At 57.2% G+C, this 22,149-nt stretch carries 22 protein-coding genes and 1 tRNA gene; 14 read left to right on the top strand and 9 right to left on the bottom strand.

Annotation, left to right across the window (positions count from 1 at the left end):
• Nucleotides 1–49 precede the first annotated feature (49 nt).
• Complete coding sequence (locus H9X81_RS08440) at nt 50–346, bottom strand: YkoF family thiamine/hydroxymethylpyrimidine-binding protein (RefSeq protein ID WP_204721256.1); 297 nt, start codon at nt 344–346, stop codon at nt 50–52.
• A 190-nt stretch (nt 347–536) separates the two neighbouring features.
• Here H9X81_RS08440 and H9X81_RS08435 point away from each other — a divergent pair, with 190 nt between their 5' ends.
• The 5 genes from H9X81_RS08435 (at nt 537) to H9X81_RS08415 (ending at nt 3,936) form a co-directional block, all read left to right on the top strand.
• Nucleotides 537–1,091: a pyruvate kinase alpha/beta domain-containing protein gene (locus H9X81_RS08435; protein ID WP_204721253.1), complete on the top strand. Its 555-nt coding sequence runs from the start codon at nt 537–539 to the stop codon at nt 1,089–1,091.
• Between the two features lie 93 nt (nt 1,092–1,184).
• Nucleotides 1,185–1,739 (top strand): pyruvate kinase alpha/beta domain-containing protein, encoded by a 555-nt coding sequence (locus H9X81_RS08430; protein ID WP_177503288.1) that lies wholly within the window; start codon nt 1,185–1,187, stop codon nt 1,737–1,739.
• Between the two features lie 58 nt (nt 1,740–1,797).
• Nucleotides 1,798–2,214 carry a hypothetical protein gene (locus tag H9X81_RS08425; protein ID WP_204721251.1) on the top strand — a complete coding sequence of 139 codons (417 nt, stop codon included), beginning with the start codon at nt 1,798–1,800 and terminating at the stop codon, nt 2,212–2,214.
• Nucleotides 2,211–2,852, top strand: coding sequence for a GNAT family N-acetyltransferase (locus H9X81_RS08420; RefSeq protein WP_207751048.1), 642 nt, complete (start codon nt 2,211–2,213; stop codon nt 2,850–2,852). The genes H9X81_RS08425 and H9X81_RS08420 overlap by 4 nt, the downstream gene beginning before the upstream one ends.
• Nucleotides 2,853–2,982: 130 nt before the next feature.
• Nucleotides 2,983–3,936, top strand: a complete 954-nt coding sequence (locus tag H9X81_RS08415) for a mechanosensitive ion channel family protein (RefSeq protein WP_204721247.1) — start codon at nt 2,983–2,985, stop codon at nt 3,934–3,936.
• A 76-nt stretch (nt 3,937–4,012) separates the two neighbouring features.
• Here H9X81_RS08415 and H9X81_RS08410 read toward each other — a convergent pair whose 3' ends face one another.
• Together H9X81_RS08410 and H9X81_RS08405 are read right to left on the bottom strand one after the other, a co-directional pair.
• Nucleotides 4,013–4,660: a hypothetical protein gene (locus tag H9X81_RS08410; RefSeq protein ID WP_204721245.1), complete on the bottom strand. Its 648-nt coding sequence runs from the start codon at nt 4,658–4,660 to the stop codon at nt 4,013–4,015.
• On the bottom strand, nt 4,653–4,841 hold the full coding sequence (locus tag H9X81_RS08405; RefSeq protein ID WP_177503298.1) for a hypothetical protein: 189 nt from the start codon (nt 4,839–4,841) through the stop codon (nt 4,653–4,655). Before H9X81_RS08405 ends, H9X81_RS08410 begins: the two co-directional genes overlap by 8 nt.
• A 575-nt stretch (nt 4,842–5,416) precedes the next feature.
• Here H9X81_RS08405 and H9X81_RS08400 point away from each other — a divergent pair.
• The 5 genes from H9X81_RS08400 to H9X81_RS08380 all read left to right on the top strand — a co-directional run bounded on the left by H9X81_RS08400 (nt 5,417) and on the right by H9X81_RS08380 (nt 10,085).
• On the top strand, nt 5,417–6,631 hold the full coding sequence (locus tag H9X81_RS08400) for an ABC transporter substrate-binding protein (protein ID WP_204721243.1): 1,215 nt from the start codon (nt 5,417–5,419) through the stop codon (nt 6,629–6,631).
• A 92-nt stretch (nt 6,632–6,723) separates the two neighbouring features.
• Nucleotides 6,724–7,599, top strand: a complete 876-nt coding sequence (locus H9X81_RS08395; protein WP_204721241.1) for a branched-chain amino acid ABC transporter permease — start codon at nt 6,724–6,726, stop codon at nt 7,597–7,599.
• A gap of 13 nt (nt 7,600–7,612) precedes the next feature.
• On the top strand, nt 7,613–8,611 hold the full coding sequence (locus H9X81_RS08390) for a branched-chain amino acid ABC transporter permease (RefSeq protein ID WP_177503304.1): 999 nt from the start codon (nt 7,613–7,615) through the stop codon (nt 8,609–8,611).
• Nucleotides 8,612–9,376, top strand: a complete 765-nt coding sequence (locus tag H9X81_RS08385; protein ID WP_204721239.1) for an ABC transporter ATP-binding protein — start codon at nt 8,612–8,614, stop codon at nt 9,374–9,376. It abuts the gene before it with no gap.
• Between the two features lie 7 nt (nt 9,377–9,383).
• Nucleotides 9,384–10,085, top strand: a complete 702-nt coding sequence (locus tag H9X81_RS08380) for an ABC transporter ATP-binding protein (protein WP_204721237.1) — start codon at nt 9,384–9,386, stop codon at nt 10,083–10,085.
• Nucleotides 10,086–10,262: 177 nt separating this feature from the next.
• Here H9X81_RS08380 and H9X81_RS08375 read toward each other — a convergent pair whose 3' ends face one another.
• The 3 genes from H9X81_RS08375 to H9X81_RS08365 form a co-directional block, all read right to left on the bottom strand.
• Nucleotides 10,263–10,832 carry a YcxB family protein gene (locus tag H9X81_RS08375; protein WP_204721235.1) on the bottom strand — a complete coding sequence of 190 codons (570 nt, stop codon included), beginning with the start codon at nt 10,830–10,832 and terminating at the stop codon, nt 10,263–10,265.
• Between the two features lie 15 nt (nt 10,833–10,847).
• Nucleotides 10,848–11,534 carry a hypothetical protein gene (locus H9X81_RS08370; RefSeq protein WP_204721233.1) on the bottom strand — a complete coding sequence of 229 codons (687 nt, stop codon included), beginning with the start codon at nt 11,532–11,534 and terminating at the stop codon, nt 10,848–10,850.
• Nucleotides 11,535–11,757: 223 nt separating this feature from the next.
• Entirely contained in the window at nt 11,758–13,113 is a 1,356-nt protein-coding gene (locus H9X81_RS08365) for a hemolysin family protein (protein WP_204721231.1), read from the bottom strand.
• A 419-nt stretch (nt 13,114–13,532) separates the two neighbouring features.
• On the opposite strand from H9X81_RS08365, the gene nifJ reads away from it, so the two are divergent.
• The gene (nifJ, locus tag H9X81_RS08360) at nt 13,533–17,078 is read left to right on the top strand and encodes a pyruvate:ferredoxin (flavodoxin) oxidoreductase (RefSeq protein ID WP_204721229.1); all 3,546 of its coding nucleotides are present in this window, start codon (nt 13,533–13,535) and stop codon (nt 17,076–17,078) included.
• Between the two features lie 154 nt (nt 17,079–17,232).
• Nucleotides 17,233–17,319, top strand: a tRNA-Leu gene (locus tag H9X81_RS08355).
• Nucleotides 17,320–17,909: 590 nt separating this feature from the next.
• Here H9X81_RS08355 and H9X81_RS08350 read toward each other — a convergent pair.
• The gene (locus H9X81_RS08350) at nt 17,910–18,851 is read right to left on the bottom strand and encodes a S1C family serine protease (protein WP_204721227.1); all 942 of its coding nucleotides are present in this window, start codon (nt 18,849–18,851) and stop codon (nt 17,910–17,912) included.
• Nucleotides 18,852–19,063: 212 nt separating this feature from the next.
• On the opposite strand from H9X81_RS08350, the gene H9X81_RS08345 reads away from it, so the two are divergent.
• Both H9X81_RS08345 and H9X81_RS08340 read left to right on the top strand, forming a co-directional pair.
• Nucleotides 19,064–19,858, top strand: coding sequence for a hypothetical protein (locus H9X81_RS08345; RefSeq protein WP_204721225.1), 795 nt, complete (start codon nt 19,064–19,066; stop codon nt 19,856–19,858).
• A gap of 13 nt (nt 19,859–19,871) precedes the next feature.
• Nucleotides 19,872–20,126: a hypothetical protein gene (locus tag H9X81_RS08340; protein WP_204721223.1), complete on the top strand. Its 255-nt coding sequence runs from the start codon at nt 19,872–19,874 to the stop codon at nt 20,124–20,126.
• A 76-nt stretch (nt 20,127–20,202) separates the two neighbouring features.
• Here the strand turns inward: H9X81_RS08340 and H9X81_RS08335 are convergent, their stop codons facing one another.
• Entirely contained in the window at nt 20,203–20,757 is a 555-nt protein-coding gene (locus H9X81_RS08335; protein WP_204721221.1) for a hypothetical protein, read from the bottom strand.
• Nucleotides 20,754–21,854, bottom strand: a complete 1,101-nt coding sequence (locus H9X81_RS08330; protein WP_204721218.1) for an NADH:flavin oxidoreductase — start codon at nt 21,852–21,854, stop codon at nt 20,754–20,756. The genes H9X81_RS08335 and H9X81_RS08330 overlap by 4 nt, the downstream gene beginning before the upstream one ends.
• Between the last annotated feature and the right edge of the window lie 295 nt (nt 21,855–22,149).

Raw genomic sequence — 22,149 nt, 5'->3', positions numbered from 1 at the left:
ATGAAAAAAGCTCCGGAGCAGACCGCTCCGGAGCTTTTTTATTTTGGGGTTACTGCAGGCCGCAGAGGTTCGACAGGGTAGCCGGCATCGAGAACCGGCAGCCCCGCTCGTCCATGGTGACTGCAATGCGTTCCAGCAGGGCGAGCACCTCACTGCCCGGCCCCTTGACGATGGTGGACATACTGCCGATCTCATATTCCAGCCCCGACTGCCGTATGATCTCCAGGGCCTCCTCGATCTCGTCCAGGAAAGTTTCGCTGCCCAGGGGGCAGAAGGTCAGCTGGCAGGAGAGCCAGTGTTCTTCGGGATTCTTACCGCACATCATAATCGCTTTACTTCCTCTCACTTGAATTGGGTGTCTGTTTTCTCTCATCTTATCACACATTGCCAGCCGGGGAAAGAGGGTTTCGGGCAGGAGCATTGCAGAATCTCCCGGCGGCATGATACAATAGCCGTGGACAGCGATTGTGCCTTTGGGGGCGGGATTTCGCTCCCATGGGCCGGTTATGCCGACTTTGGAAACAGGAGGAAGCACCATGACATTTGACAGACAGGGACCCCAGAACACCGAAGCCGCCCTGAAGCTGGCGATGGAAGCCGCCCGGGAGGAGGGAATCCACAAGATCGTAGTGGCGTCCTACTCCGGGGAGACCGCCCTGAAGCTGGCAGAGCTGGAGCATGAGGGCATCCTGCTGATCTGTGTGGCACGGGCCCGGGGCAAGACCGGACGCCCGGACGGCAATCTCTCCGGGGCTATGCGGCAGGAGCTGGAAGCCCGGGGTGTGACGATCTGTACAGCCGCCCATGCCCTGAGCGGCGCCGAGCGGGGACTTTCGTCCAGACTGGGCGGGTTTGGCCCGGTGGAGGTGGCTGCCCATGCGCTGCGCATTCTCGGACAGGGCATGAAGGTGTGCGTGGAGATCTCGATGATGGCAGCCGATGCCGGTCTGGTGGAACTGCATGAGCCCATCGTCGCCATCGGAGGAACCGGCTATGGCTCGGACACCGCAGTGGTGATCCGTCCGGCGCCCACGGCGGAATTTCTGGACAGCAAGGTGGACCGGATCATCTGCATGCCCCGGAAGAACTGATTTTTTGGCTTGGGGCCGTTGCAGAACCGGCGGGAGCATGATACAATAAAAACAGTGTTAAACAAAACTAACCCAAGACAGGAGGAAGCAGCAATGACATTTGAGAAACAGGGCCCTCATAACACAGAGGCCGCACTGAAGCTGGCAATCGAAGCCGCCCGGGAAGAGGGCATTCACAAGATCGTTGTGGCATCGTCCACTGGCGCCACCGCCAAAAAGCTGGCGGAACTGGAGCATGAGGGCATCCAGATCATTGATGTGGGCTATGCCCGGGGCGTATTCGGCAAGCATGAGCCGCAGATGTCCGACGAGATGCGTCAGGACCTGGAGGCCATGGGTGTGACCGTCTATGTGGCATCCCATGCGCTGAGCGGCGCGGAGCGGGGACTTTCCTCCAAGCTGGGCGGGTTTGGCCCGGTGGAGGTGGCTGCCCATGCGCTGCGCATCATCGGACGCGGCGTAAAGGTGTGCGTGGAAATCTCCATGATGGCAGCCGATGCCGGTCTGGTGGAGCTGCATGAGCCCATCGTTGCCGTTGCCGGTACCGGTCATGGCGCCGATACCGCTGTGGTGATCCGTCCGGCGCCCACCGCCGAGTTCCTGGACAGCAAGGTGGACCGCATTATCTGCATGCCCCGTCAGGGCTGATGCTGCAGAGGGGCTTTCCTATGGGGAAGGCCCCTTTGTGATTTGGGAGGATATTGGTATGCGTACAGTCTGCAAACCGGGCCATCCGGTGCCTTACAGCCTGCATGATATGCGGGTGAGCGACATTACACTTTCAGACGGACAGCTGACCCTTCAGTTTGAAACGGGACTGATCCACATTGCCGAGCCCTGTGTGCAGGTGGACGGACGGGTCACGCTCACCGGGGTGGAATCCTGCGAAGTGTGGCGGCTCAGTCCCAATGGGGAATACGGGAGCTTTTCCGGGAAAAAACAGACCTGGGAGAAGTTTTCCCGGAAGCACCCGGAGTTCTCCTTTGAGGTCACAGACGAGCTCTATGGATTCAACCAGGTGCGGTACGAGGGATATCTCTCCCTGCCGGACCGGGAAAAACTGACTGAATTCTGCATGGCAGTCTACTACACCGGCGATCTCATCTATGAAACGGAGGAATGAAGGTGTTCACCATTCGCAATGAACGCCCCGGGGACTGGGAGGCAGTGGAAACCCTGACCCGGCGGGCATTTTATAACCAGTATATTCCCGGCTGCATGGAGCACTATCTGGTGCATATCATGCGGGGACATGAGGACTTTATCCCCGAGCTGGACTTTGTAGCCGAGCTGGATGGGGAGATCATCGGCAATATTATGTATACCCGTGCCTGGCTCACCGACGCCGCCGGGAATGAGAAGCCGGTGCTCACCTTCGGGCCGGTGTGCGTGGCGCCGGAACATCAGCGCCAGGGCTATGGCAAGGCGCTGATGGAGCACTCCTTTGAGGCAGCCCGGGCGCTGGGCTATGACACTGTGGTGATCTTCGGCAGTCCGGCAAACTATGTGGCCCGGGGATTTGTCTGCTGCAAAAAGCACCGGGTGAGCGTGGAGGGCGGCAAATACCCCTCTGCCATGCTGGTGAAGGAGCTGGTGCCCGGGGTGCTGGAGGGCCGGGACTGGACCTACCGGGACAGTCCGGTGATGGCGGTTTCCGAGGAGGACGCTCTGGCCTATGACAGCACCCTGCCGCCGATGGAGAAACATTGGCAGCCCAGCCAGGAGGAATTCTATATCATGAGCCACTCCTTTGTGGACTGACCCGGACACACAGCCGTTTTCCCCTGGGGAAGCGGCTGTTTTTTTGCCGAAAGCCTTTTCCGGGGCGGGCAAATCTGATAGAATAGCCTCAGAAACCCTGTTCAGAACGGGAAAAAAGGAGGTTTTTTCCATGCATATCCTGCTGACTGCCATGCCGGAATCCCCGGGCACCTTCTGGGAACAGTTCACCGGGCATTTCCAGACCGCACTGGAGAACTCGGGCGTATTCCTGGCGGATGCCCTGTGGGCGCTGATCAAGGTGGCGGCGATCTTCCTGGCGGCACGGTTCACACTGGCGGTGGTGTCCCGGATGACCCGCCATGTGATGAATTCCGCCCGGTACCACCGCACCGAGTCGGGCGGAAAACGCACCGATACCGTCATGACCCTCACCCGTTCCTTTTCCCGGTACCTGATCTATTCCGTGGCGCTGGTGATGGCACTGGTGGAACTGGGGGTCGGGGATCTGGTCAATAACCTCATTGTCACCGCCGGAATCGGAAGCGTTGCCATCGGTTTCGGCGCCCAGAGCCTGGTGAAGGATATGGTCACCGGCTTTTTCCTCATGTTCGAGAACCAGTTCTCGGTGGGGGATTACATCAAGGTGGACGGACAGGAGGGCTATGTGGAGGCCACTGCCATGCGGGTGACCTACCTGCGCACCTTCAAGGGGGAACAGATCATCATTCCCAACGGCAATATCTCCCAGGTGATCAACTACACCCGGGGCGGCTATACGGCAGTGGTGTCGGTGAAGGTGCCCTTTACCATGGATGCGGATACTGTGCTGGAGGCAGTGCGTCTGGCGGCAGAGCGTGCCTGTGCGGGCAACCCCGATGTGATCGAGCCGCCCAAGCTCCGGGGTGTCACCGCCTTTGACCAGTACGGCTATGAGGTCACAGCGGCAGCCAAGGTGAAAGCCCTCACCCAATGGGGGTGCGAATGGGCCATCCGCCGGGAGATTCTCCGGGAATTTGCCGAGCGGGGACTGGAGATCGCCTCCATCTCGGGAGGAGCGGCCCCCGGACAGGCGGAAGTCCGGGAGAGCGAAGCCGCCGCCGCGGAACCGCCCACAGAAGCATAGACACAGAATAAAACAGCAGGAGTACCGCTCGGACCAGAGGGGGTTCCTGCTGTTTTTTGTATGGTTCAAGGGCTGGTTATTCGCTGTCCTGAGCGGTCCGGATGGTCGCCCAGATGGGATCGGTATCATCGGTGAAGATGAGCATATCGTCCTGGAGGGTGAAGAACTCCCCGTTGGTACTGGTGCGTCCGAGATTGTCGGTGGCGATGAACACCACCCCGATCCAGCTGTCCGCTTCCATGGTCACCTCGATCTCCGGCAGCTGGAAGCTGTAAGCGGTCGCCCCTCCCTCCGGCAGGGGCAGATCCTCCGCGGCCGGCACCGGCGGACAGTCCGCCAGTTTTTTGCCGTCCTGCCAGAGTTCCGCCCGCACGGTGGCGGCATGGACCTCCTGGGTCATCACATCCGCCAGCTCCGGCTGGTTCGGCACAGTGCAGGTGGTGCTGCTCCAGTTGTGCAAGGTGCAGGGCGTGCCGGCAACGCAGTCCTGGAAGATCAGGCCGGAATCCGGCGACAGCGGCGGGCAGGTGGTGGAACTGTACAGAGCTGGGATAATCCCAGCTTCCGGCGTTCGGCGGCAATGGTCTGTCCGATGGTCATGGTGGTGTCCCCCTTGTGTGTTTGCTGCCATCAGTATAGCCCAGATCCCCCGGATCTGTCCACCAGCCATGGCGTTGCAGACTGTCAACTGCCGGTTGCATCCGGGTGTGGCGCACTTATTCATCCGGATCGTCCTCGTCCCAGAGCCAGGACAGATCCTCCGGGTCAGCCCAGTCGTGCAGTTCCAGCCAGAGCCAGCTCTCCCGGGGCAGCGGGAAGGAAAACTCCACCGGTTCCCGGGGATCAGTACCGGCAGGATGGGCGTCTTTCCAGGCGGGCGGCAGCGCAAAACAGAAAAATTCCATGACGGCATTCTCCTTTCTGGGCTATCCTATGTCAGCGGACAGATGGAGGTGATTGCCGGACAAGTCCGTCATTTCGCAAGATTAAAGCGCCGATTATTCAGAGCTGCATGGTGAAATCTGACAAAGAAAAAAGAATTTTTCGCCAAAGGGTTGACAATTTATTTTCGCGTGGTAAACTGAAACACAACAACCAGCCGCAAGGCTCGACCCCAAAAAGAGAATATGTAACATGCAGAGATAGGGACAGGAAGGTTCCATCGGCTTTTTCCCAGAGAGCGCGCCCGTTTGGTGAGAGGGCGGCAGAAGCGGAGCCTTACAATCACCCTGGAGCAGTCGGCTGAACACCCCGTGCAAGTAAGCCGGACCGGAGCCTCCCCGTTATCATGGAGGGCGCATTGTTGGATGCGGCAGAGCGGCTGAAAGGAATCTTCCTTTCGGCAATAAGAGTGGTACCACGGAGCAGCACGCTTCGTCTCTTTGGAGTAATCCAAATGAGATGACGCGTGCTTTTTTATTTCCTTTTTTGCGGATTACATACCGTCTCTTTCACACAAAAAACTCAGGAGGGAATCAACATGAAAACCAAACGATTTGCAGCACTGGCCCTGGCACTGACTATGGCAATGGGAACCTTTACCGGATGCTCCGGCAATAACAGTTCGTCCACAGCCGATACCGGCGATACCATCCGCATCGGCGCCATTGCCCCGCTCACCGGCGGCGCATCGGACTACGGCATCACCGCTACCAATGGCCTGAAGCTGGCTGTGGAAGAGGTCAATGCCAATGGCGGCGTTCTGGGCCGTCAGGTGGTAGTGGACTATCAGGACGATGAAAACGACACCACCAAGGCTGTGAACGCCTACAACAAACTAAAGGGCGATGGCATGGTAGCTCTGTGGGGCGCTGTCACCAGCAAGCCGGCGATCAGCGTATCCTCCAAGGCCGCCAAGGACAACCTGCCCATGATGACCCCCACCGGCACAGCCACAGCCATCACCGAGGCAGGCAGCAATGTATTCCGTACCTGCTTCCTGGATGCCACCCAGGCCAAGGCCATGGCAGATTATGCCGCAAATGAGCTGTCTGCCCAGAAGGTAGCCGTGCTCTACGACATCACCGATGACTACTCCCTGGGCGTAGCGGAATCCTTCAAGGCAGAGGCAGAAGCCAACGGCCTGGAGGTCGTAGCCTTCGAGAGTTTCCAGAGCACCGACACTGACTTCAAGAGCCAGCTTTCCAAGATTGCCGCGGCTGATCCGGATGCCCTGTATGTGCCCTCTTACTACAACACCAATGCCCTGATCGCAATCCAGGCCAAGGAAGTGGGACTGGATGCCCAGCTCCTGGGTGCGGATGGCTGGGACGGCGTGCTCAGTGCTCTGGATGAGAACAACAAGAGCGCAGTGGAAGGCGTAGTCTTCACCAATCACTTCACCGCGACCGATCCCGGTGCCAAGGTACAGGATTTCGTAACCCGGTACAGAGAGGCTTATGGCAGCGATCCTTCGTCCTTTGCGGCACTGGGCTATGATGCCGGTATGATGCTGTTCCAGGCCATCGAGGCTGCCGGCACCACCGATTCTGCCGCTGTAAACGAGGCTCTTACCAATCTGCAGTATGAAGGTGTAACCGGTGCCATCCACTATGAGGGCAGCGGTGACCCTGTGAAGGATGTCAAGTTTGTTACAGTCAAGGATGGCGCCTATGCTCTGGTAGAGAATGGTGCCGAGGAAGCTCCCGCTGAGGAGCCGGCCAGCGAAGAGGCTTCGGAAGAAGCTGCTGCCTGACTTTCCGGGAACTGATTCAGGAAACAGTAGGACACTGCGGGGACGGGAGAACAGCTTCCGTCCCCGGGTGTTTTCGATAAAGGGGAACAAGAATGGACTTTGCACAGCAACTGGTCAACGGCGTACAGATCGGCAGCGTGTATGCGCTGGTAGCCATCGGATATACGATGGTGTACGGCATTGCCAAAATGATCAACTTTGCCCATGGGGATATTATTATGGTGGGTTCCTATGTGGCGCTGCTCTTCTTCCAGTCCAGCGGTCTGCCGGTCTGGGGAGTCATTGCCGCCACCGCCACAGTCAGCGCGGTGCTGGGTGTGACCATCGAGCGTCTGGCCTATAAGCCGCTCCGGGGCGGTTCGAGAATGTCGGCGCTCATCACCACCATCGGCGTCAGCCTCATGCTCCAGAACGGCTTCCTGCTCATCTTCGGTTCCAGCCCCAAGCCCTTCCCCAACCACTTCACCGGTGAGGGCTTCACTCTGGGCGGCGTCACCGTGAGCCGGCTCACTGCCATCACCCTGGTGGTAACCGTGGTGCTTATGGTGCTGCTCACCCTCTTTGTAAACCGTACCCGGGTGGGTAAGGCCATGCGTGCTGTATCCGAGGATCAGGGTGCTGCCCAGCTCATGGGCATCAACATTGATACCTCCATCTCCATCACCTTTGCCATCGGTTCCGCCCTGGCTGCGGTGGCGGCGGTGCTGTACAGCTCCACCTATCCGCTCATCAACCCCTATATGGGTTCGATGCTCGGCCTGCGGGCCTTTATCGCGGCGGTCATCGGCGGCATCGGAGTCATTCCCGGCGCCATGATCGGCGGCTTCATCATCGGCATTGCCGAAGCGCTCATCAAGCGCTATATCTCGTCTGCCATGGCAGACGCCATCGTATTCGCCCTGCTCATCATCGTGCTGCTGGTCAAGCCTTCGGGTCTGCTGGGACGCAATGAGCGGGAAAAGGTCTGAGGAGGTGCAAGGCATGGATAAGGCAAAATGGACTTCCCTGTGCCGCCGGAGAAACTTCCTGGCACTGGTACTGGGCTTTGGTCTCCTCTATGGCCTGATGTCCTCGGGCTTCATCTCGATGCAGTACCAGGGCATCATCATCACCATCGGCATCTATGTGCTGCTGGCTGCCTCCCTCAATCTCACCACCGGCGTACTGGGCGAACTGGTGCTGGGTCATGCGGGCTTCATGTCCATCGGCGCCTATACCGCGGCGCTCTTCACCCTGCACATGGATCTGCCTGCCCTGGTGGAATTCCCGCTGGCTCTGCTCCTCGGCGGGGCACTGGCTGCGGTGTTCGGAGTGCTCATCGGCATTCCGGCCCTGCGGCTGCGGGGCGACTACCTCGCCATCGTCACCCTGGGATTCGGTGAGATCATCCGCGTGGTGATCCAGAATCTCTCCTTCACCGGCGGCGGGCGGGGTCTCTACGGCATTGATGAATACACCACCTTCCCGTGGGTATTCTGGATTGCCGCCCTGAGCGTGGCGGTGATGTATGCCATGATCGGCACCCGGCAGGGCCGCGCGATCCTCTCCCTGCGGGAGAATGAGATCGCCGCTGAGGCAGTGGGTGTTCCCGGTACCCGGTACAAGGTACTGGCCTTTACCATCTCCTCCTTCTTTGCCGGAGTAGCGGGCGGACTCTATGCACATTATATTACAGTGCTGGACCCTGCCACCTTTGACTTCAATATGTCCATCGAGATCCTGGTCATGGTGGTACTGGGCGGCATGGGCAGCTTTACCGGTTCGGTGCTGGCAGCGGTGGTGCTCACCCTGCTGCCCGAACTGCTCCGGGATCTGGCAGACTACCGGATGCTCATCTATTCGGTGGTGCTGGTCCTGATGATGATCCTGCGTCCCCAGGGACTGCTGGGCAAGCGGGAATTCTCGCTCTCCCGGCTCTGGGAGCGCCTGACCGCCATGCTGAAAAAGCCGGTTCCCGCCGGCGGAAAGGGGGAGGAATAAATGGCAGAACCACTGCTGAGAGCAGAACATCTGGGCATCAGTTTCCGGGGCCTGCGGGCACTGGACGATGTGAACTTTTCCATTCCCCAGGGGGCAGTCATGGGACTGATCGGTCCCAATGGCGCCGGCAAGACCACCCTCTTCAACCTGCTCACCGGCGTCTATACCCCCACCGACGGCACTGTCACGCTGGACGGCGAAGTCATCAGCGGCAAGGGAATGCGCTATACGGTGCGCCATGGCATCAGCCGTACCTTCCAGAATATCCGTCTGTTCAAGGATATGACAGTGCTGGACAATGTCAAGGCAGCCATGCATGACGGCATGCACTACAACCTTCTGGAGTCGGTGCTCAAGACCCGGCGGTTCTGGCTGGAGGAGGAAAACGCCGACAGCCGGGCGCTGGAACTGCTCGCTGTCTTTGATCTGGATAAGAAGGCGGACATGCGGGCGGGCAACCTGCCCTACGGACAGCAGCGCAAGCTGGAGATTGCCCGGGCACTGGCGACCAATCCCAAGCTCCTCTGCCTGGACGAACCGGCAGCGGGCATGAACAATACCGAAACCCGGGAACTCATGGAGACCATTGCCTTTATCCGGCAGAAGTTCGGCATCTCCATCCTGCTCATCGAGCATGATATGCCGCTGGTCATGGGTGTCTGCGAGCGGATCATGGTGCTGGATTACGGCAAGGTGATTGCCGACGGCACTCCGGACGAGGTGCGTGCTGATCCCCGTGTTATCGAAGCCTATCTGGGAGGTTAAAAGCGAGATGCTCAAAGTCGAGGAACTGAATGTATATTATGATAAGATCCATGCGGTCAAGGGTGTGAGCTTTGAGGTGCGGGACGGCGAGATCTGTACCCTGATCGGAGCCAACGGCGCCGGCAAGACCACCATTCTCCAGACCATCTCGGGTCTGCTGCGCCCCAAAAGCGGAAAGATCAGCTTTGACGGGGTGGACATCACCGGGCATTCCCCCAACAAGATCCTGGTGCGGGGTCTGGCCCAGGTGCCGGAGAGCCGCCGGGTCTTTGGTCAGATGACCGTGCTGGAAAACCTGGAGATGGGCGCCTTTACCCGCCGGGATACCGCCGGCATCCGGGAGGATCTGGAGATGGTGTTCCACAGCTTCCCGCGCCTCAAGGAGCGGCTGCGTCAGCCGGCAGGCACCCTGTCCGGCGGCGAACAGCAGATGCTTGCCATGGGTCGGGCACTCATGTCCCGCCCGAAGATGCTCCTGCTGGACGAACCCTCCATGGGTCTGGCTCCCATTCTGGTGGACGAGATCTTCTCGATCATCCGCCAGGTGAACAAGACCGGCGTGACGGTCCTGCTGGTAGAGCAGAATGCCACCAAGGCCCTGGAGATCGCCGATTACAGCTATGTGCTGTCCACCGGCAAGATCGTCAGCTCGGGTGAGGGGCGCAGCCTGCTCACCGATGCCAGCGTCCGCTCGGCCTATCTGGGATAACCTGCCTGTTTTCTTTCGCGTCAGACCGGTTCTTGCCGGTTTGAGATATATTTCCTGAATTCCAAAGCCAGAAAACCACAGACCTTCTCCCCTTGGTCTGTGGTTTTCTGGCGTTTTGGGATAAAAATATCCCCGCTTTCCGGATCGGAGAGCGGGGGGTTGCTTTTATGGGGCAGGTCAGTGGGTGCGGTAGTTTTCCAGGGGCTTGCCGTTCATCTTCCGCTGGAGGAATTCGGTGAGCTCCTGCATGCCGCAGTCGGCAGCGTCGCCCATCACCAGATAGGCATATACATCGGTGATGAACAGTGCCAGGTAGTCATCGGTGCGGGCCAGGGACACAATGCGGTTGTAGCGCACAAAGCCATCGGTGCTGTTGCCGGAAACCACCCGGAAGCCGTCCTCATAGAACTCGAAGAGCTGTTCGTCCAGGGCGGCAGGGGAGAGCCTCTGGCTGCGTCTGGCGTAGAGCTTCAGGAACCACTTGTCCATGAGGAAGCTCACCGGCAGGACCACCAGGGCTTCGGTGACCATGAGCAGGATTGTGGTGCTCACAGGCACGTTGGTGAGGATACAGTAGATCAGCGTGACACCCACAGCCAGTGCCAGTGTGAGCAGCCGGCGTTTTTTCAGTCCCCGGCGCTGGACAATGAGATTGAGCTGGGTATAGGCTGCCGGAGTCAGCCGGAACCGGGCGGTGTGGATGGGCTGCTGGCCCTCCGGGACCATATTCTCCATTTTATCGGACATGGGATAATCCCCCTTTCAGCGATGGGTATGGGCAAAATACTGCCCGGTGACATCCGGCAGGCCGGATGGGCGTTCAAACAGGCTTCGGTCAGCGGCGCAGGCCAGGGTACGCAGGCTGCATCCGGCGATCTGGAGCAGACTGTGCCGGCGCAGGTATTCCGGGTCCCCGTCCAGACGGCGGTTCTCGCCGCAGTAGGCTGCCAGCGAGCCCCGGTAGACCTCCAGCCCCTCCAGCAGGTGGGTGAAGTCCTCGGGGTGGTAGCGGCAGTCGGGACGGTCCAGCCGGAGCCCGGCAATGCGCAGGATTCCGGCAGTGAACTCGGAACAGGTCTGGGCTTTATAGGCGGGCAGACCCCGGGTCAGCGGATAGGTGAACACCGACCATACATTATAAATGTACCCGCCGTCCCGGAGCATCATCTGTACGGTGCGCCGGGCGGCGATGAACCGTTCATCCGGTACCGGCAGCCGGTAGAGGACAATCTGGGCATCGCCCTGGCCCCGGGTGTACATCAAAGGGCTCTCCCGGGTCAGGCAGGCACTCAGCGGCAGGTCGTAGGCACGCCGGGCAAAGGAATAGAGCTGCCGCAGGTCACAGTCAAAGGAAATGGCGGCGTGGTTGTAATAGCAGCCGGTGAACCGCCGGATCAGTCTGGCAAATCCGGTGTCGGTCCGGGAGACCATCACATAGAGATAACGCATGGATACATAACCTCGGTTCAGGCAGAAATTTTCCCCCCAATATCCGCCAGGTACCGCTGTGATACAGTCAGACTGTATGAAGTGTACTGACTGTATCATAGCACACCTGGCACCGAAAGAAAAGAGCGAATTTGCCTGCCTCGCCCTGCCGCCGGCGCAAAAAATATCCCCTGAGGACTTGCCTCAGGGGACAGGGATTCGGAATCAATGGGATAAAACGGGATCAGTCCCGGCGCTCGCCCGATTCGGGGGAGCTTTCGTCCGGCAGGATCTCTGCCTTCAGACGGGAGATGCGGCGGTCGTCCACTTCCAGGACGGTGAACCGTACCCGGTCGATCTGGACCGAGGGATGCTGCCCTTCTTCGGGCAGGTCGCCGAGCATATCCACCACAACGCCGCCGAGGGTATCATACTCGGTGTCGTCCGGGATCTTGATGCCCAGAAGATCCTCCACCTCATCCACCGAGATCCAGCCATCGATGATGTACTCGGTATCCGAGAGCTTCTGGTACTCATTTTCTTCCTTGTCGTATTCGTCCTGGATATTGCCCACGATGGTTTCCAGCAGGTCCTCCATGGTCACCATGCCATAGGTGCCGCCGTATTCATCGATGACAATCGCCATGTGCAGCTGCTTGCGCTGGAAGTCCTTGAACAGCTCGGTACACTTGGCGGTTTCCGGGATATAGAAGGGCTCATGCAGCAGCTTCTTGATATTAAAATCCTTACTGTTGCAGCCGTCGTTGACAAAGAGCAGCAGATCCTTGGCATAGAGGACACCCACGATGTCATCGATGTCCTCATGGTAGACAGGAATCCGGGAATAACCAGTTTCCCGGGCCACTTTTACTGCTTCATCCAGCTGGACGGTATCCTTGAGGGCGATCATTTCCATGCGGTGGGTCATCACTTCGGTGACCACCCGGTCGTCGAACTCAAAGATATTGTTGATCATATCCTTTTCGCTCTGTTCAATGGCGCCTTTTTCCTCGCCCACTGTCACCATCATGCGGATTTCTTCCTCGGTGACGGTATCCGGTTCCTGGTTGGGGTTCTGGCCCAGCAGACGCAGCCCCAGATTGGCAATGCCCAGGGTGAGCCAGACAATGGGCCGCAGCAGGATGGACATGACCATCATGAACGGGGTGAGCAGCGAGGCAGTCTGATCCGGGAAGAAATCCCCAAGGCGTCCGGGCAGGATATTGCCCAGGGCAATGGTGACGATTCCCACCAGAATGGTGATGAGGATCAGAAAGACCGGATAGGCGGTGAGGGGAACCTCCATCTCCTGATAGAACCGCTCAAGGAACAGGCCGGTCAGGGACGGGCTGAGGACGGTAAGTCCCAGCATGGCGCAGAGGGTGGAACCGGTACGCACCGTGGAGATGAATACCGTGGGCTTGCGGATCAGATCCATGATGTGCTGGGCTTTTTTATCGCCTTCAGCGGCACGGCGCTGGGTCTGGCTGTCATTGATGCCGGTAAAGGCAGCTTCGGCTGCGGAAAACAGCCCCGAAAGCACCAGCAAAAGCAAAAATGCGGTCAGTGCGGGATAGATCGTACTACTGTCAGGGTCCATATTCAGTTTACTCCATTTCTCAGTGTTTCTGGTATTCGGGTCCGGGATCGGAAAGCCTGTCCGCTTTGCTATACATTATTATAATACAGCCGGCGGCAGTATGACCCGGATCAGAACCCGGTTTAAGAATACTATAATCGTTCCGGGAGATTCTGTCAATGGGGGAGGGAGGCTCTGCTGTGCCGACAGCCGTCTGCAAAATGCACACAGCCAAAGAGAGAGGCGTTCTCATTTTTGTCAAAAGACTGCCCGGAAAGCCATGATTTGTTGTTAAAAATCAGGCAAAACCCAAACGAAACTGGAATTTTACACTTTCTTGACTTTACATCCCCCGGTAAAGATGGTAGAATTTGAATGGGTAAAAATATGCGGATTCATCCGCTATGCCAACATATTATCCAAAGGGAGGATATCATAACATGGCAAGAAAAATGAAAACCATGGATGGTAACAACGCTGCGGCTCATGTTTCCTATGCGTTCACAGATGTTGCTGCCATCTACCCGATCACTCCTTCTTCCGTAATGGCAGAAGTGAGCGACGAGTGGGCTGCCCAGGGTAAGAAGAACATCTTCGGCCAGACCGTAAAGCTGGTTGAGATGCAGTCTGAGGCTGGTGCCGCCGGTGCCGTTCACGGCTCTCTGGCCGCTGGCGCCCTGACCACCACCTACACCGCTTCCCAGGGTCTGCTGCTGATGATCCCCAATATGTACAAGATCGCTGGTGAGCTGCTGCCGAGCGTTATTCACGTATCTGCTCGTGCCGTTGCTTCCCACGCTCTGAGCATCTTCGGCGATCACTCTGACGTGTATGCCTGCCGTCAGACCGGTTATGCAATGCTCTGCTCCAGCTCCGTTCAGGAAGTTATGGACCTGGGTGCTGTTGCTCACCTGTCTACTCTGAAGTCCAGAGTTCCGTTCCTGCACTTCTTCGATGGTTTCCGTACTTCCCACGAGATCCAGAAGATCGAGGTTTGGGATTATGAGGACCTCAAGGAAATGGTGGACATGGATGCTGTTGACGCGTTCCGCAAGCATGCTCTGAACCCCGAGCATCCTGTACTGCGCGGTACCGCTCAGAACCCTGACATCTTCTTCCAGGCTCGCGAAGCCAGCAACACCTATCATGATGCTGTTCCGGCTATCGTTGAAGAGTACATGAACAAGGTCAATGTCAAGATCGGCACCGACTACAAGCTGTTCAACTACTATGGCGCTCCGGATGCTACTGACATCATTATCGCTATGGGTTCTGTAAACGACACCATCGAGGAGACCATTGACTGGATGCTCGCTCAGGGCCGCAAGGTTGGTCTGGTAAAGGTTCGCCTGTACCGTCCCTTCTCTGCCAAGCACCTGATCGACGCTATCCCGGACACTGTCAAGACCATCTCTGTTCTCGACAGAACCAAGGAGCCCGGCTCCATTGGTGAGCCTCTGTACCTGGATGTTGTTATGGCTCTGCGCGGCAGCAAGTTTGCCAACATTCCTGTATTCGGCGGTCGTTACGGTCTGGGTTCCAAGGATACTACTCCTGCTCAGGTTATCGCTGTTTACAACAACGCTCAGTCCGCTCAGCCCAAGGAGAGATTCACAGTTGGTATCGATGATGATGTAACTCATCTGTCCCTGGAAATCACTGAGAATCCTGATACTGCTCCTGAGGGCACAACCAGCTGTATCTTCTGGGGCCTGGGCTCCGATGGTACTGTTGGTGCCAACAAGAACTCCATCAAGATCATCGGTGACCACACCGATATGTATGCTCAGGCTTACTTCAGCTATGACTCGAAGAAGTCCGGCGGTGTTACCACCTCTCACCTGAGATTCGGTAAGAAGCCGATCAAGAGCACCTACCTGGTTGAGAAGGCTGACTTCGTAGCCTGCCACAACCCCTCTTATGTGGACAAGTATGACATGACTGCTGCTCTGAAGCCCGGCGGTACCTTCCTGCTGAACTGCGGTTGGGATCTGGACGAGCTGGACAAGAGACTGCCTGGTTCTGTTAAGAGATACATTGCCCGCAACAACATCAAGTTCTACACCATCGATGGTGTTAAGATCGGTAAGGAAATCGGTCTGGGCTCGAGAATCAACACTGTTCTGCAGTCTGCATTCTTCAAGCTGGCCAACATCATTCCTGCTGCTGACGCTATCCGGTACATGAAGGACGCTGCTACCAAGTCTTACGGCCGTAAGGGTGAGAAGGTAGTTGCTATGAACCATGCAGCTATCGATGCCGGTGCTGAGGCTCTGGTAGAGGTTAAGGTTCCCGCTTCCTGGGCTGACGCTGAGGGCGACTTCGTTTACCCGGTTGCCACTGGCGATCGCAAGGATCTGGTTGACTTCGTTAACAACATCCAGACTCCTGTTAACGCTCAGCGCGGTGACAAGCTGCCTGTATCCACCTTCCTGAAGGATGCTGACGGTACCTTCCCGCAGGGTTCTGCCGCATACGAGAAGCGCGGTATTGCTGTTGACGTTCCCACCTGGAACTCCGACAACTGTATCCAGTGTAACTTCTGCTCGTATGTCTGCCCGCATGCTGTAATCCGTCCTGTTGTTCTGACTGCTGACGAGGCTGCCAAGGCTCCCGAGGGCATGAAGATGACCGACATGACCGGTATGCCTGGCTACAAGTTCGCTATGACCGTATCCGTTCTGGACTGCACCGGTTGTGGTTCTTGTGCATCTGTATGTCCTGGCAAGAAGGGCGAGAAGGCTCTCACCATGCAGAGCCTGGATTCTCAGCGTCATGAGCAGGAGAACTTCGCTTATGGTCAGTCTCTGGATGTAAAGCCTGAGGTTGCTGAGAAGTTCAAGGAGACCACCGTTAAGGGCTCGCAGTTCAAGCAGCCTCTGCTCGAATTCTCCGGCGCCTGCGCTGGTTGTGGCGAAACTCCTTACGCTAAGCTGGTTACTCAGCTGTTCGGCGACAGAATGTACATCGCCAACGCTACTGGTTGCTCCTCTATCTGGGGCGGCTCCGCACCGTCTACTCCTTACACTGTGAACAAGGAAGGTCATGGTCCTTCTTGGGCTAACTCCCTGTTCGAGGATAACGCTGAGTACGGCTATGGTATGTACCTGGCTCAGTCCACTCTGAGAAACCACCTGATCGCTAAGATCATGGAGCTCAAGGAGAAGGTATCTGACGAAGGCTTCAAGGCTGTAATCGACGGCTATCTGTCCACTGTTGATGATGGTACTGCCAACAAGGCTGCTACCAAGGCTCTGGTTGCTGAGCTCGAGAAGCATCCTGACTGCCCGTACTGCCAGGCTATCCTGAAGGATAAGGAATTCCTGGCTAAGAAGAGCGTCTGGATCTTCGGCGGCGACGGCTGGGCTTATGATATCGGCTTCGGCGGTCTGGATCACGTTATCGCTTCCGGCGAGGATGTAAACATCCTGGTATTCGATACCGAGGTTTACTCCAACACCGGCGGTCAGGCTTCCAAGGCTACTCCTCTGGGTGCTGTGGCTCAGTTCGCAGCAGCTGGTAAGGAGATCAAGAACAAGGATCTGGCTGGCATCGCTATGACCTACGGCTATGTATATGTAGCTCAGGTTGCTATGGGTGCTGACTACAACCAGTGCATCAAGGCCTTTGCTGAGGCTGAGAGCTACCATGGTCCGTCCCTGATCATCGCTTACGCTCCCTGCATCAACCAGGGTATCAAGGGCGGTATGGTCAAGGCTCAGGAGACCATCAAGAATGCCGTAGCTGCTGGTTACTGGCATATGTTCCGCTTCGATCCCAGAAAGACTCTGGCTGGCGAGAATCCCTTCCAGCTGGATTCCAAGGCTCCCACAGCTGATTACAGAGCCTTCATCGAGGGTGAAGTTCGTTACAGCTCGCTGAAGCGTTCCTTCCCCGACAAGGCTGACAAGCTGTTCGACCGTGCTGCTAAGATCGCAGAGGACAAGTACGAGCATCTGACCAAGCTGGCCAAGCTGTACGAATAATTTTGGTATCTGTCTGAACGGACAATGCTGAAATAAAAAAGAGGAGATGGGTTTATCCCATCTCCTTTTTTGTGCTGTGAAAAGGGCTGGGCCCTGGCATTTCTTGACTTTATCACAGTGGTGATGTACAATATCTTATTGGATACTTGTATCAGCCGCTGTGGTGAAATTGGCAGACACACGGGACTTAAAATCCCGAGGTAGTGATACCGTACGGGTTCGACCCCCGTCAGCGGCACCAGGCAAGGGCCTGGAGCCAAGTCGCGCTCCGGCCCTTTTCTTTTGCCCAAAATTCGCGCCCGCGTCCCAGCCGATCTGAACTGACCGCCTATCCCACATCGGAATGGACTGCGCTCCATTCAAAAAGCCCGGTCCTGGACCGGGCTTTTCTCATACCGCTCCGGCCTGCCTCCTTTTCCGCAAAAAGTCCCGCTTGCTTCGGCTGACTGGCTGCAAGTACCCTCGCGGCGCTGCCAACCTTTGCGGGTTATCAGGCACACCCTTTCCAATCCAAACTGACCGCCCTTCCCACCAGGCTGTTTCCTTTACCTCGGACTTGCGCCCGCCTCCCAGCCGGTCTGAACGGACCATCTTTCCCAAACAAAAAAGGCACCTGAGAGGATGCCTTTTTTATATGATCCCGGGGCTGCCGGGGAATGTATTTTTGTGCGGGGAGACTTTTATGCTGGGTGGGTCTGAAGCTCTGCTGCGGGCAGGAGGGCATCAGGTCTGCGCAGCGATTGGAACAGACAGCGGGCAAAAAGGCTGCATGTTCTGCTGATTCTGTCATGGCGATCCGGCGGGGGAAATTCCATCAGAGATTCCGTCCGGTCAGCTCATCAGGCTGGAGATGACCTCCAGTACCTGGGAAATGGGAATGGCATATCCCATGCCTTCCACATCCGTGGACGAAACTTTGGCGGTATTGATGCCGATCAGTTCCCCTTCCATATTGAGCAGGGCTCCGCCGCTGTTGCCGGGATTGATGGCTGCGTCAGTCTGGATATAGGCCGTAGTGCCGCTGTCCGAACTGATGGTTCGATCCAGGGCGCTGATGATGCCGGTGGTCACTGACTGACCATAACCCAGAGCATTGCCGATGGCTACCACCTGTTCTCCGATCATCAGGTCATCCGAATCGCCGATTGTGGCAATGGAAATCTGGGAAAGAGTATCCGAGGTAATGCTATTGAGGGGAACTCCCAGCAGGGCAATATCCACAGAGCTGTCGTAGCCGAGGAGCTGGGCCGCATAGGTCTGGTCATCGGCGAAGGTGACTGAAAGCTGGGTGGCACCTTCTGCCACATGGTAGTTGGTGACAATGTAGAGCTGGGAATCATCTGAGCCGATAATAACACCGGAGCCACAGCTGGTGGTCTCCTGCAAACGGGTTTCACCACGGCCATTCCGTCCGAACTGACCGAAGTAGTTCTGCACCTCCTGTACGGAAATATTGGTTACAGAAACCACCGATGTAAGCCCCTGTGCCGCAATATCTGTTATATCCAGGGAAGAATTCCCGGAGGAATGGGACAGACTGGTCAGAGAAACAGAACTGGTCAGCGAACTGCCGGAATCAGAAGAATCCGGTTCCAGGCTGCCAAGCAGACGGTTCACGCCATAAAAACTGCCGCCGGCAACTCCGCCAAACAGGGCAGCGCAAAGCACAAGGGCGACAGCCCGCTGGAAGAAAGATGGTCTTTTGGGGCCTTCACCACTGGGGCACTGAAGGCTGTCCGGAGCCTTGCGCAAGGGGTTCAGAGTTATATTCATAATTGCGATACATACATTGCTGCTCCTTTCAGATGAATTGATGACCGGGATACCTCCCTTCAGCTTGCTTCCAGTATAGCGTTGGATTCTTAGTCGGAATTAAAAAAGGAGACCGACGGGAAGATTTCAATTTTTATTCATATCTGGGGTAGCGGCATCTGCTATACTGAAAACAGAATGACGGCTGTGAAATCAGCAGAGGAGGCGGGGAAATGGAATACAAATTTGTCTTTCAGGCTGTACCGGAACAGGAGGAACTGTTCCGGCAGGTGAGTCAGGGACTGGAAAAGCTCACCGAGATGTACTCCCGGGAGAAATTGCCCGGGCTCTGGAAGGTCACCGACCGCCTGAACCGTGCGCAGGAGGGCAAAGCGCCCATCTCATCCGGTCGGCGGAACTTCCGGCGGGTGATGGCACTGGTGGATTGGCTGCTGGGCATATTCGCACTGATCCCCGCCGTCCAGAGCCCCAGGGAACTGGGCACTCTGCTGGCAGTGGGTGCGGCGGCGTTCGGCGTAGGCGCCGGCATGCTCTGGGTGCTGCTCCCCAGGACTCTGGGAGTGCTGAGTTTGCTGATCTCCCTGCCGCTGATTATGGGCAGCCTGGGCAACCCGGACCAGCTGGGCAATCTGCTGGGACTGGGCGTCCTGCTGTTGCTGCTGGGGCTGGCAGTGCTGTTCTCTAAGTTCAGACGCAAGGAAAACCCCTATGAACGGGCTGCACGGGATCTGCTCAGCCATGCCCGGGATTTCCAGCGGGATACCCAGGCGGAAGCACTGCTCTTCCTGCCGGAGGGGATCGGCTACACGGTACCGGAGGGAGTGGAGCTGTCGGAGCCGGGGCTGCTTGATTACAGCAAGCTGGAAGCCATGGTGGAAACAGCGGATCTCTGGCTGATGGTAGCGGAACAGAAGGGCATGATCCTGCAAAAGCAGGAATTCCAGGGGGACCCGGACGGCTTCCGGACCTTCCTGCAGGAAAAGGGAGTAAGGATCATACCGGTATAGAGGAGGGCTGCGATTGAAGAACTGGACATTCGGGCAGCAGTTTGCCGTTCTGCTGGTGGTACTGGTGGTATGCAATGTTTTGAGCTTTGTGACCCGGATCGGCTGGTTCCATAATCTTGGCCGGCTGCTCTATGGGCTGCTGTTTCTGGTGCATCCGGTCTGGCCCAGGAGCTGGGATTATGCCGACCATGATAAGCTCCGTCTGGGCTGCCGGATTGGCGGCGGACTGATGATCCTGGCGGCGCTGGTGACCCGGTTCGGCGTATGAACCGCATTGTTTGCAAAATAAAAAGAGCGCAGGCACCCGGAATCGGGGCTTGCGCTCTTTTTTGTTATGGCTGGGATTAACCCAGAGGCAGTACCTCCACAATGTGGACAAAGGTTGCGCCCTGGGGAATCTCGGGAGTTTCCTCATGGAGCTGGGCAATCACAGCTTCATCGGTGACAGGCTCCACCTTGAACCGGGCACCCTGGTTGCGCTCGTATTTATCCTCAGCATCGGCGTCATAGATGTAGTAGGACACCATCGCTTCTCCGGTACGCAGCAGGTTCTCCTTGGTCACATTGGAGGAGAAGGTAAAGGCCAGATATTCCTCACCGGCAGGATAGGGGACAAAGTTTGCCAGATTGGGGGAACCATCCGCATTGACAGTTGCCACCGAACAGCTGCCCTCCGCATTCCGGATCGCAGTCATCAGCTCTTCACCGGTGAGCGAACCCTGCTCATAGAAATAGAGCGAAGCAGAAGAGGCAGTATCAGTGCTGTCCGCCGAAGACTGGAATTCACCCTTCTGTGTGGCGCCGGATACACTGTCCACAGAATCGTTCTGGCTGCATCCGGAGAACAGAAGCAGCATTGCCATCAGACCAGCAATCAGTCCAAAACGGGTACGGTTCATGCATTTACCTCCTTGGTTTCATTGGCGTTGTCCCAGAGGATACAGCTTACCGGCTGTCCGCTCATGATCGAGGCAACACACTTGGAATTGCAGTATACACAGTACCGGATCGAATCGGTCTGACCGGACTGTACCTTGTTGGGCCACTCAGGATCTGCCACCAGCTGACGGGACATTCCCACCATCGCGAAGCCCTCTTCCAGCAGAGCTTCCATGGCATCGGTATGCTGGAGCTTTCCGACAATGCACACCGGCTTGCGGGCCATAGTGAGCACCGCACGGCCCAGATGGGTAAAGCAGCCTTCGCCCTGAAGCAGCGGATGGTTGGCAGCGGGAATGGTATCCCGGATATTGGAGTGGTTGGCGATTGCCACATGGAACGCATCCACACCGGCAGCCTCCAGTACCTCCACAAATTCCGGCACCTCGGAGATGAGCGCGCCGCCGCGGCCCAGCTTGGGCTCCTCAGTGCGGATGGTCAGCTTATAGTCGAGGGGCATCTCCGGAACGGCTGCCCGTACTGCCTTGACCACTGCCTCAGCAAAGGCGGTATGGGGAGCGTAACGGTCGGTGCGGTGGTTGAAGAGCGCCGAGGAGAAGCTGCCGATGAGACGGTCGCCATGGATCTGGATCATGTCCACGCCCACTTCCCGGGCATTCCGGGCAGCAGCAGCGAACTTTTCCACAATGGCGTCCGCCTGCTCCGTGGTGAGGGTATCGGCGTAGCCCATCATATTTTCTGCCAGCAGACGGTGTACCTCATCGCTGGAGATCTTGCCGCGCTGACGGTAGAGGCTGCCGATGTAGTCCACATCATATTCCGGGTGGAACAGCTGAACCGATACCTTACAGTCATACCGGTGGCAGATCTCCACAACCTTGCGGAAGTAATCGGCATACTGCAGAGAACCCAGAGAGGGAGCACCCAGCATGGACGGGATTACCGAAATATCCGGCAGGATAATCAGCGAAGCGCCGCCTTTGGCAATCTTCTCATAGAAGTCCAGGCCTTCCCGGCCCACCGAAGTGGGAGCAAAGACGATGGAGTTTTTCAGGGTAAGGGAGCCGACCTGAACCGGCTGGAACAGTTTATTCATGAGTGACCTCTCCTTTCAGGGTTGCGATTTATCTGACTTAATCAACTATTTGAATCTTACCACCAAGTTGTGAAGGAAAAAGAGTGGGTCAATGAACGAACTGTGAATTTATCTGATTTAGTCAGGTAATTTTTACCGAAACGCCTGCTCATGCGGGGAGCAGCTCTTTGTAGATCATCGTGCGTATATAAAGGGAGGGGGCGTTTGTGGGGGAACCGTAGGTTCCTACCACATTTGAGCGGAGCGACAGCGCAGCGGAAGTCCCGCCCGCAGGCGTCCGGCTTTTGGTAAAAGC

Source organism: Hydrogenoanaerobacterium saccharovorans (genome assembly GCF_016901815.1).
GTDB lineage: Bacteria > Bacillota > Clostridia > Oscillospirales > Ruminococcaceae > Avimicrobium > Avimicrobium caecorum.
Note: the sequence above shows the minus strand (reverse complement) of the source record. Positions and strands in the feature narration are given on the sequence as shown.